Raw genomic sequence first — 10,447 nt, 5'->3', positions numbered from 1 at the left:
CCGGGTCTCGGCCGAGGCGTCCCGTACGGCGGCGAACACGGAGACGGTGAAGGCGGGTGCCGGCGAGGTGGCCAGCCGGGTGGCGGACCTGCGGCGCAACGTGCTGGACGCGGTGCAGCGGGCGCGCACCGGCTGAGGGCAGCGGCAACCGCTGCGCGGGTGATCGCCGGTCAGGCCGGTGGCAGCCGTTCAGGTCAGTGCAGGGGGGCGGTCCCGGTCAGCCGGGCGGCCGGCATCGGCCGCCCCGCCGTGGCGAGGCAGCGGCGCACTGCGGCCAAAAGGTCCGCAAGGGCGACCGGCTTGCTCATCGTCGCGTTGGCACCGACACGGATCGCCTGTTCCAGCAGCTGCAGCCGGCCGAGGATGCTGCCACCGGACAGTGCGATGATCGGGGTCGCGGGATCGATGCGCCGCAGTTCGGAGATCAGCCCGATACCGTCCCGCCGCGGCATCACGATATCCGTGATCACCAGGTCCGGCATCAGTCGCCGGAAGATCTCCATGCCTTCGACGCCATCCGCCGCCCAGTCCACGCCGAACCCGGAGCGGCGCAGCGCCAGCTCGATGGCGCGCGCCTGCAGATCGTCGTCGTCGACCAGCAGAATCTTCGTCATGCCTTCAGTCTCGCTCACCGCAAAAGGCCGGTTCCGGCGGGATGATGTGCCGCCGGCCGGCAAGAACGGTTCCCGGTGGCAGCAGGACTGAAGAAGAACGGCTCTTCAATCAATCTTGCCTTCCGCAGCCACCCCGATGCCATGACCGATACTGTGCCAGCCAGGGATTGCTCAATCCTTACCCGGACGCGACATTCCTGCGCCCGGAACCGTACCGGCAGCCGTGGGTTTCGCTCCGGACAGCAGATAAGGGAGCAAGTCATGGCCAAGACCCGCTCGACCAGGGGGGCCGACGACATCAAGCCCACGCGCAAGGCGGAAGGACGGGTGGAGGGCTTTCATGCGCTGGCCCGCCGCATCGCCTCGGGCGAGCAGGTCGTGCCGCCGATCCTGCTCACCGGACAGCGCCGGCGCGAGCATGTGCGATCGACCCTGCGGGAGGATCATGCGACCCGGATCGAACAGCGCGTCCACGGTGCGAAGGACAAGTTCGACGACCTGGCCGACGATTTCTTCAAGTTCTTCCGCGGCACCACGCTGCTCTTTTACCGCGACATGGCCGGACAGGACGGCCACATGCCGACGGTGATGGCCCTGGGCGATGTCCATCCCGGCAATTTCGGCGTGATGCCGGACGCCCATGGCGCCCCGATCTTCGGCGTCAACGATTTCGACGAGGCGACCTATGCCCCCTTCACCTGGGACCTGAAGCGCGGGGCGGTCGGCTTCTGGATCGCCGCCCGCGAGGCCGGCGGCATGAAGCGCAAGAAGCGGCGGAAGATCGTGAAGAAGTTCGTCGCCGGCTATCTGGAGGCGATGCAGGGCTATGCCGAGCGCGCGACCGAGCGGAACGAGGAATACCGGATGGACAACTCGCCCGCGGTGATCCGGCGCCTGTTCGAGGAAGCCTGGGAGGCGCGCAGCGACTGGCTGAAGGCGGATTATCTGGACGAGCATGGGCGCGGCTTTCGCGCCAGCGACGAGCTGCAGCCGATCTCGGGCGAGGTCGACAAGTTTCAGGCGGCGATCGACAAGCTGGCCAAGGCGAAGGATTTCACGACGCCAAGGCGCGCCGGCAGGCTGAAGGTGAAGGATGTCTGCGCCCGCCACGGCCAGGGCACCGCGTCACTGGGGCTGCCGCGCTACTATGTGCTGATCGAGGGGCCGTCGAAGGATGCCAGCGACGACCTGATCATCGAGTTCAAGCGCGCACGCCGCTCCGCGCTGGAGGGGCTGACGCCACCCACCGAGTTCAACACCGGCGGCAAGGCCGAGCGGATCGCCCACGGCCAGGCCGTGCAGCTGGCCCATGGCGACATCTTCTTCGGCGCCGTCAGCATCGACGGCGAGAGCTTCATGACCCGCGAACGCGCGCCCTTCCGCGACGATATCGACCTGGACGAGCTGAGCACCGGCACCTGGAAGGACTATGCCCGGGTCTGCGGCGCGGCGCTGGCGAAGTCCCACGCGCTGTCCGACGATCTGGGCCGCATCGACTACGACGTGGAACCCTCGATCGTCGCCGCGGCGACGCCGTTCGACCTGTTCACCGCCGACATCATCCGCTTCGCCGAAGAGGCCGCCGACCGCCTGAAGGCGGACCATGCGCTGTTCCGCGAGGACCATGCCAGCGGCGCGTTCGACAGCGTCGACATGGTCTATCGCTGAAGCGCCGCCCCCGGGGCCCGGGGCTACGAGGCGAAAGTCCGCGATCCGCACGCCGACCGTCCGGACCCGTCAGGATTCGCACAACGGCAAAGAGCGTCAGTTGGGGGAAAACGTCGCGGGTATGCGACAATCGGTTCGGCACAAGACCGTCACCCATGTCTCAGGACTGGCCACGGACCGGACAATGGGTAAGTGGCGCGCCCCAAAAGGACGAAGTCCGAACTCTTCTTAGAGTCCGGACAAGCCGTTCGACCGAAGGGAGAATGGCGCGCCGGGGAGGATTCGAACCCCCGACCCCCAGATTCGTAGTCTGGTGCTCTGATCCAGCTGAGCTACCGGCGCAGCGCCCGGGATCCTGCCGTCATTGGGCCCCGGCCCGACGGCCGGCGGCGGGTGGATCCCGTCAAGGCGGCGGAACCTATCCGAAGCCCCCGGGCATGGCAAGCGCTTTTCCCCGATTCGGGATTCATCGGCCGCAGCCTGCCGGCCGCCTTGCCCAAAAATGCCACACCGACCGGTGAAAACCCAGCGAATTCCATGGTTTGCCCTGCTTGTGCTTGTCCATGGGATTCGCTTCGGGATATCCTCCGTCGAATCGAGGGGGCGCCGGTCCGACGCATCCGCAGGCGCAGACATGGCGAAGCCTGTCACGGCGACGGCGCCACACACCCGGCAGGGTCGTGCGACGCCAAGGAGGCACGCCGGCATCCGCCGGCCCGAAGCGCCGGCGATGGGCGATCCGACGAACGGGTGACCCGGCACTGCCGGGCGCTTCGGTTACATTGCGGCCCGGCGACGACCCGAACCCCGGAGGGGCCCGGGTCGAGGGAACGGCCCGGGCCCGGAACATCGACGGGCGCAGCGGACTGCCGCGCCACGTCGATCGGTGCGCCGGACTGGCGCGTGTGGGGAGCGTTGACGGTGCGCCCGCGAGGGATCTTGCCAGCCGCAGCGTCGGACCATTGCGAGGCAGCACGGTATCGTGAGGCAGCTGGGCGGCAATGGACACAGCGGCGGTGGGACTGCGCATGACTGAGGGGCGCCTGTACGGAAGGCGAATGAGCATAGCGTTTCAGACATGGCGCGACGGGACGGCCGGCCGTTCCGGATCCGCGAGACGGCGCGGCGTTCCCCCCAGGCTGACGGGGGTGGCGCTGACCGCGATCCTGCTGCTTGGCGGCTGCTCCTATTCCCAGGATGCGCTCTGGCCCTCCGTCGGCGGCGATCGGGTGGATATCCCGCCCTCGAAGGCCGAGATGGCCGATCCGATCCTGTCGCCGACCCAGCCGGTGCTGAGTTCCGGCACCATCATGCTGCCGGAACTGGCGCCGGTGACCGACACCGGCACCGCCGTCGGCCAGAAGGTCCTGGCGCTGCGCGGCGACCTGCAGCAGCTGCGCAGCGGCATCGCCGACCGCAACGCACAGCTGCAGGCGGTGCGTGCCGAGGCCGGACAGAACGCCCTGCGCTATCACGGCACGGTGGCGGCGATCACCACCAAGCTGCAGCTCGGCACCACCCCGGCGAACCCGGTGCTGGTCAGCCAGTGGAACCAGGCGCAGGACCTGCTGGACCGGCTGTCCGGCCAGGTCGCCGCGCTGGACAGCCTGAGCAATGCCGTCGCCGCCGATTCCAGCCTCGCCAACTACCTGCTGGACAATGCCCGCACGATCTATGCCCTGCCCGGCGCGATCGACGAGGATCATCGCCAGCTCGCGGTGCTGGAGGACGAGATCAACGGCACCATCGTCGTGCTCGACCGCCTGCTGACCGAGCTGAACGAGGATGTGAACCGCCAGAGCAACTATGTCGCCTCGGAGCGGTCCAACATCTCCACCCTGTCCGCGGCGATCAATGCCGGCACCATGCTGGGCCCGTCGCTGCAGAACCGCTCCGGCTATGCCAGCCTGGCCGGCGCCGGCTTCGCGGTGCCGCAGCCCGGCGGCTTCGCCGATACCGGCCGCGCGCCGCTGGTCGTGATCCGCTTCGACCGGCCGAACGTCCCCTACGCGCAGCCGCTGTACAACGCCGTCTCCCAGACCCTGGAGGCCCGGCCGGGCGCGCTGTTCGACGTGGTGGCCGTGGCCTCCGCCCAGGGCGGCGCCGGCCAGGCCGCGCTGAACCAGAACCAGTCCCGCCGCAACGCGGAACGGGTGATGCGCACCCTGAGCGAGATGGGCCTGCCGGCGAACCGGGTGGCGCTCTCCTCCACCACCGCGCAGACCGGCACGAACGAGGTCCGCATCTACGTGCGGTAGGGCGCCACTCCCGGTCCGTCATCCGCGCCCCCCGGAGGTCAGTGCTGTGGGGCGAGGATCGATTCAGCATGCGGCGCGGCACCGCGAGGCCTGCGGAACGAATTTCATGGTCAGGCCCACGGCTGTTTGGGGCACCGCTGCGGCAGCCATGTCCGAAGTCGGTGCGAGCCACCGAAAATCCAGCCGCATCATAGCGCTGCGCCACTGCGGGCCATGCTCAACCGGACAGCCGTGGGTCAGGCCATGGAATGACCGCTTTGGGCTCTCGGCTCGGATACCTGCCCGCCGTCAAGACCTGCAATCACAGGACGCGACGTGGCTCCGTCGCAGCCGGGGCGCGCGCCTGCCCGTGGCGGCGGCAAGAAAAACCCCGGGCCGTTGCCGGCCCGGGGTCGGGGTCGCTGCGGCGCGCGTGGCGCCGGGGCACTGGCCGGCTATTCCCAGCGCACCGCGCTGAGGTCGTTGGCGAAGATCGGCGCGTCCTTCCAGAGCCCCGTCAGCTCCTTCTTCGCGACGCCGACCTTGGGCAGGTTGAACAGGAAGCCGTTCACGGCATCTTCGGCCAGGATGGTCTGCGCCTGCTGCAGGAGTTCGGTCCGCTTCGCCTCGTCCAGGGTGGAGTTGGCCTCGGCCAGCACCTCGTTGAACTTCGGATTGTCGTACTGGAAGTAGTAATCGGGCCTGGAATAAATCGCCAGATCGTTGGGCTCGGCATGGCTGACGATGGTCAGGTCGAAGTTCTTGTTCTTGAACACCTGGTCGAGCCAGACCGCCCATTCGACATTTTCGAGCTCGGTCTTGAAGCCGGCCTGGTTCAGCATCTCCGCGATCACCGGGCCGCCCTGGCGGGCATAGGCCGGCGGCGGCAGCTTGATGGTTAGCTCGGTGCCCTCGGCGCCGGCCTCCTTCAGCAGCGCCTTCGCCTTTTCCGGGTCGTAGGCGTACATGCCCGTGAGGTCGGTATAAGCCGGGTTGTGCGGCGGGAAATGGCTGCCGATCGGGGTGCCGTAGCCGGACATCACCGCGTCGATGATAGCCTGCCGGTCGATCGCATGGGCGATCGCCCGGCGCACCCGCACATCGTCCAGGGGCGCCTTCTTGTTGTTGATCGACAGGATCGTGTCGCCCTCCGTCGTGCCGACGGAGACGGCGAAACGGTCGTCGTTCTCGAACTGCTCCAGGCTTTCCACAGGCACGCCGATCGGGAAGGCGTCGATATCGCCGGCCAGCAGGCCGTTCACGATCGCCGCATCGTCGCCGATGAACTTGTAGGTCACACGGTCGAGGGCGACATCGCCGGCATCGCGATAGGCGGGGTCCTTCTCCAGCACGATGGAATCGCCCTGCACCCATTCCTTGAACTTGAACGGTCCGGTGCCCACCGGCTGGGTGGCGTTGGTCGCCGCCGACTTCGCGTCGGTGATCACCGCCGTCTCCTGCGCCAGGTTGAACAGCAGGTTCGGGTCGGCATTCTCCAGCTCGATCACCACCGTACCGTCGTCCGGCGTGGTGATCGACGTCATGTTGGTGAAGTCCTGCTTGCGCTTGTTGGTGCTGTCCTCCGCCGCGTAGCGGGTGAAGGCGTCCTTCACCACCGCCGCCGTAAGCTTCGTGCCGTCGTGGAAGGTGGCATCGGGCACCAGCTTGAAGGTCCAGGTCTTCAGGTCGGGCGACACCTCCCAGCTTTCCGCCAGGAGCGGCGAGACCGAGCCGTCGCCGTTCACCTTCGTCAGCCCCTCATACAGGTTGTAGAGCGTGACCTGGGTGATCGCCAGCTCGGCACGGGCGGTGGGGTCCAGGCCCTTGGGCTCCAGCACCATGCCCAGGACCAGATCGTTCGTCTCCTTCGCCGCCTGGGCAGGGCCTGCGGTCAGCGGGACCGACAGGCCAAGCGCCAGCGTCGCGGCGACGGCCGCAACCAGAAGTTTCCTCATTCTTACTCTCCCCGTTGTCCGCCGGACATCCGCCCGGCCAGAACGGCGCGATAGCCCGGGGCATCGCCCAGGCTCTCGGCCGCGTACACCCCGCGCGCCACGGCACGGGCCACGCAGTCGGCAGCAAGGGCGCCGCAGCGGGCCAGCAGCCAGTCCTGCGCCGCCTGCGGCCAGTGCGATGCCTTCCGCAGGCCCGTCGCCAGCGCGAAAATTGTATCGCCATCGAAAGGCGTGTGCACCGGACGAATGGCGCGGGCGAAGCCGTCATGCGCCATCATCGCCACCCGTCGCAGCGCCGCCTTGTCCAGGTCCAGGTTCGTGGCCACGACGGCGATCGTGGTGTTCGCCCCCTTCAGCTCCGCGCCGACCGGCGCGCCGATCCGGCTGTCCGCCGGCAGATCGACCGCCGGCGCCGGCCGCTGCGGCGCATCGTGGCCGCCGAATTCGTCCTGCAGCTCATACGGGCGCGCCCAGAACTCCATGCTGCCCGGGCGCAGGACGCTGCCGACCGGGTTGGCGACCACCAGGGCAGCCACCGCAAGGCCGTCCGCGGTGACCAGCGAGGCGGAGCCCAATCCCCCCTTGAGCCAGCCGGCGCGGGCGCCATAGCCGGCGCCGGCATTGCCCAGCGCGAACGGCGCCGCACCGCCCATGCCCTCCGCCGCCGCGGCGACCGCCTCCCGCCCCAGCCGGTGATAGGGCGGCGCGACGGTGGTTCCCGGCTCCGCCCAGCCCTTGTCGCCGCCATTGACCAGGTCGAAGATGATCGCCGCCGGCACGATCGGCACCCGGCGGCCCACCACCGGATAGCCCCGCCCAGCCGCCGTCAGCCAGGCGACGGCGCCGCCGGCGGCGTCCAGTCCGAACACCGAGCCGCCCGAAAGGACCAGCGCATCAATGGCGTCCATGCCGGCATCGGGCCCCAGCAGGTCGGTTTCCCGCGTGCCGGGACCGCCGCCGCGGACATCGACCGCCGCGGCGGCACGATCCGCCGGCAGGATCGCGGTGACGCCGGTCCGGGCCGCCTCGTCCACCGCATGGCCGACGGCAAGACCGCCGACATCGGTCAGGTCGTTGCAGGGTCCGGGCGCCGCGCCGCCCGCCATCTCCGAGCCATCGTTCATGGCGCGCAGTGTAAGGGCCGTCGGCCGGCCCGCAACCTCGCCCGCCGCCCTGCCGCGGCACGACCGGGCGGGCCGCGACTTGACCGCACCGCCTGCGAGTGCCATCCGCAGGCGGCACAGCACCGATGCGGTGATGCCTGCGCAAGCGGAGGAGGAAGCGACGAGATGATGCGGCGAGACGCCACCAGCCTGCGCGGCATCGCCCGCCATCTGCTGCTGCCCGCCCTTGCCGCCGGCCTGCTGGCGCCATGGGCCGCACCGATCGCCGCCGAAGCCCCGGTTGCCGCCCAGTCGCCGGCCGCGCCCGTCCACGACACCGCACGCGCCGAACCGGAAGCCGCCGCCGGCCCGGCTGCGGGCGCCGCCCCGAGCCCCGCACGCGGCGATCCGCGGGAACAGCTGCCCTATGCCCGCCCGGCAGCGGAGGTCGCGCGCCAGGGCGCCATGATCGTCACTGCGAACCCCCATGCGACCCGGGCAGGGGAGGCGGTCCTGGCGCGCGGCGGCAGCGCGGCCGATGCGGCCATCGCCGCCGCCCTGGTGCTGGCCGTCGTGGAACCGCAATCCTCCGGCCTGGGCGGTGGCGGCTTTGCGCTGACCTTCGACGCGGCCAGCGGCACGGTCGCCGCGCTGGACGGGCGCGAAACCGCGCCGGAGGGCGCGACGCCACAGCTGTTCCTGGACGAGGCGACCGGCGGGCCGATGGGCTTCCGCGAGGCCGTAGTCGGCGGCCGTTCCGTCGGCGTGCCCGGCCTGCCGCATCTGCTGGAGGCGCTGCACCGGCGCGACGGGCAGATGCCCTGGGCGGAGCTGGTCGCGCCGGCCATCGCACTGGCCCGCGACGGCTTCGCGGTCTCGCCCCGGCTGCACGCGCTGCTGGCCGGCGACCCGGTCCTGGCATCGGACCCGGCCGCCGGGCCGCTGTTCTATCCGGGCGGCCGGCCCGCGCCGGTGGGCCACCGCCTGGTCAACCCGGCGCTGGCCGACACCCTCACCGCCCTGGCCTGGGGCGGTGCCGCGATCTTCAGCAGCGGCCCGCTGGCGGATGCCATCGTGGCCGCGGTACAGCGGGCGCCCAATCCCGGCATGCTGTCGGCGACGGACCTGGCCGCCTACCGCGTGAAGGTGCGCGCGCCGGTCTGCGCGCCCTATCGCGGCTACCGGGTCTGCGGCATGGGCCCGCCCTCCTCCGGCGGCATCACCGTGCTGCAGGCACTGGGCATCCTGGAGCAGGCCGACATGGCGCGGCTGGCACCCGACGACGGGCGCTGGCACCCCGCCGCCGCCCATCGGCTGGTGGAGGCGCTGCGCCTCGCCTTCGCCGACCGCAACCTCTATATCGCCGATACCGACTTCGTGCCCGTCCCCGTGGCCGGCCTGCTGGACCCTGCCTACCTGGCGGAGCGCGCCGCGCTGGTCGGCTTCGACGCCCTGCCGGAACCGGTCCCTGCCGGCACGCCGCCCCTGCCGGCCGGCGACGGCCTGCAGAAGGAGGGCCGGCTCTGGCCCTTCGATCCCGGACTCGACCTGTCGATGCCGTCCACCAGCCATCTCAGCGTGGTGGACGTGCTGGGCAATGCGGTCAGCATGACCAACTCCATCGAGACCGCCTTCGGCGCCCACCGCATGGTCGGCGGCTTCCTGCTGAACAACCAGCTGACGGATTTCTCCTTCCGGCCGGCAATGGGCCTGCGACCGGTGGCCAACCGGGTCGAGCCGGGCAAGCGGCCGCGATCGTCGATGGCGCCGACCCTGGTGTTCGACGACAGGGGCGACCTGTACGCGATCCTGGGCTCGCCCGGCGGCAGCAGCATCATCGGCTATGTGACCGCCGCCCTGGTCGCCCTGCTGGACTGGCGGCTCGGCCCGGCGGATGCGGTGAATCTGCCGCATGCCTTTTCCGCCGGCGGCGGCGCCGTGCTGGAAAGCGGACCCCGCCAGGCCGCCCTGGCCCATGTCCTGGCGGCGAAGGGGCACGAGCTTCGCTTCCGCCCCGCCACCTCCGGCCTGGCGATCGTGCAGCGCCGCGGCGACGGCTGGGTGGGTGCCGCAGACCCCCGGCGCGAAGGCACGGTCGGCGGCCTGTAAGGCGCCGCGGACCTCAGTCTAGGATGGTCACCGCCGCGCCGCGCCGCATGCCGGGCAGCGCATCGGCGCGGCCGCGATTGACCGCGATCTCCGCCAGCCCATTCGCGTTCTCGTACCACAGCGCCTCTCCTTCCGGCCGGTCGGAGAAGGTGCGGCCGCGCTCCACCACATGCCCGCCCACCTGCAGGCGCGCCGCCGCCGGCAGGGCCTGCGCCCGCAGGCCGGTCATCGCATTGCCGTAGACGTCCAGATAGACGATTTCCGCCAGGTCGTCCGGCCAGTCCGGCTGCCGGCCGAGCCCCGGCGGCGCGGGCGCGCCGAACTCTTCCGGCACCGCCGCGCCGGCCAGTGCCGCGGCCACGGGCGCGAACAGGTCGCGGCCGTGGAAGCTGTCGGAGATGCCGCCGGGCGGCCGCCAGTCGATGCGCCAGGCGGCGGCGTCCAGAGCCCGGCGCTGGCAGAGCTCGAACAGCCCGTTGCCCGGCCCGACGAACAGCCGGTCCCAGGCCCGCAGGATCATCGGCGGGCGGTCGCTGCCGACACCCGGATCGACGACGCAGAGGAAGATGCTGCGGGCCGGCATCGCCGGCGCATAGGCGGCCAGCAGATAGGCGGAATGGCGCGGGTCGGTGGCGGGCGCATCGGCGAACAGGTCGATCACCGGCACCCCGGGCGCGTCGCGGTGCAGGACCGCCTTCATCTGGCCGGTATAGGGGCCTGCAAGACCGAAATCAGTGAACAGGATCAGCAACGGCCCCTCC

Annotated in this window: 7 protein-coding genes and 1 tRNA gene; 3 read left to right on the top strand and 5 right to left on the bottom strand. The window is 70.6% G+C overall.

Translation table 11 applies throughout. The features are described 5' to 3' along the window. Nucleotides 1-194: 194 nt before the first annotated feature. A complete protein-coding gene (locus tag ACFOGJ_RS15475; protein WP_379901964.1) occupies nt 195-614 on the bottom strand; it encodes a response regulator transcription factor in 420 nt (139 codons plus the stop codon). 261 nt (nt 615-875) lie between these two features. On the opposite strand from ACFOGJ_RS15475, the gene ACFOGJ_RS15470 reads away from it, so the two are divergent. Then, nucleotides 876-2,282: a DUF2252 domain-containing protein gene (locus ACFOGJ_RS15470; RefSeq protein ID WP_379901963.1), complete on the top strand. Its 1,407-nt coding sequence runs from the start codon at nt 876-878 to the stop codon at nt 2,280-2,282. Nucleotides 2,283-2,546: 264 nt separating this feature from the next. Here ACFOGJ_RS15470 and ACFOGJ_RS15465 read toward each other — a convergent pair. Next, a tRNA-Arg gene (locus ACFOGJ_RS15465) sits at nt 2,547-2,624 on the bottom strand. Between the two features lie 806 nt (nt 2,625-3,430). On the opposite strand from ACFOGJ_RS15465, the gene ACFOGJ_RS15460 reads away from it, so the two are divergent. After that, nucleotides 3,431-4,540, top strand: coding sequence for a hypothetical protein (locus ACFOGJ_RS15460; RefSeq protein WP_379901961.1), 1,110 nt, complete (start codon nt 3,431-3,433; stop codon nt 4,538-4,540). Nucleotides 4,541-4,974: 434 nt separating this feature from the next. Here the strand turns inward: ACFOGJ_RS15460 and ACFOGJ_RS15455 are convergent, their stop codons facing one another. Beyond that, the gene (locus tag ACFOGJ_RS15455) at nt 4,975-6,474 is read right to left on the bottom strand and encodes an ABC transporter substrate-binding protein (RefSeq protein ID WP_379901959.1); all 1,500 of its coding nucleotides are present in this window, start codon (nt 6,472-6,474) and stop codon (nt 4,975-4,977) included. Nucleotides 6,475-6,476: 2 nt separating this feature from the next. Further along, nucleotides 6,477-7,598 (bottom strand): P1 family peptidase, encoded by a 1,122-nt coding sequence (locus ACFOGJ_RS15450; RefSeq protein ID WP_379901957.1) that lies wholly within the window; start codon nt 7,596-7,598, stop codon nt 6,477-6,479. A gap of 165 nt (nt 7,599-7,763) precedes the next feature. Between ACFOGJ_RS15450 and ggt the strand changes: the two genes are divergently transcribed. Beyond that, on the top strand, nt 7,764-9,686 hold the full coding sequence (ggt, locus tag ACFOGJ_RS15445; RefSeq protein WP_379901956.1) for a gamma-glutamyltransferase: 1,923 nt from the start codon (nt 7,764-7,766) through the stop codon (nt 9,684-9,686). Between the two features lie 13 nt (nt 9,687-9,699). Here the strand turns inward: ggt and ACFOGJ_RS15440 are convergent, their stop codons facing one another. Continuing rightward, the gene (locus ACFOGJ_RS15440; protein WP_379901954.1) at nt 9,700-10,437 is read right to left on the bottom strand and encodes an SAM hydrolase/SAM-dependent halogenase family protein; all 738 of its coding nucleotides are present in this window, start codon (nt 10,435-10,437) and stop codon (nt 9,700-9,702) included. Nucleotides 10,438-10,447: the final 10 nt, after the last annotated feature.

Source organism: Marinibaculum pumilum, assembly GCF_042646425.1.
Taxonomy (GTDB): Bacteria; Pseudomonadota; Alphaproteobacteria; order Ferrovibrionales; family Ferrovibrionaceae; genus Marinibaculum; species Marinibaculum pumilum.
The sequence above is the reverse complement of the archived record's forward strand: the minus strand, read 5'-3'. Positions and strand labels throughout refer to the sequence as shown.

What these genes read in the sequence shown, in the direction of transcription:
- ACFOGJ_RS15475 (WP_379901964.1), bottom strand. Translation starts at nt 614, where the DNA reads ATGACGAAGATTCTGCTGGTCGACGACGACGATCTGCAGGCGCGCGCC.
- ACFOGJ_RS15470 (WP_379901963.1), top strand. Translation starts at nt 876, where the DNA reads ATGGCCAAGACCCGCTCGACCAGGGGGGCCGACGACATCAAGCCCACG.
- ACFOGJ_RS15455 (WP_379901959.1), bottom strand. Translation starts at nt 6,474, where the DNA reads ATGAGGAAACTTCTGGTTGCGGCCGTCGCCGCGACGCTGGCGCTTGGC.
- ACFOGJ_RS15450 (WP_379901957.1), bottom strand. Translation starts at nt 7,598, where the DNA reads ATGAACGATGGCTCGGAGATGGCGGGCGGCGCGGCGCCCGGACCCTGC.
- ggt (WP_379901956.1), top strand. Translation starts at nt 7,764, where the DNA reads ATGATGCGGCGAGACGCCACCAGCCTGCGCGGCATCGCCCGCCATCTG.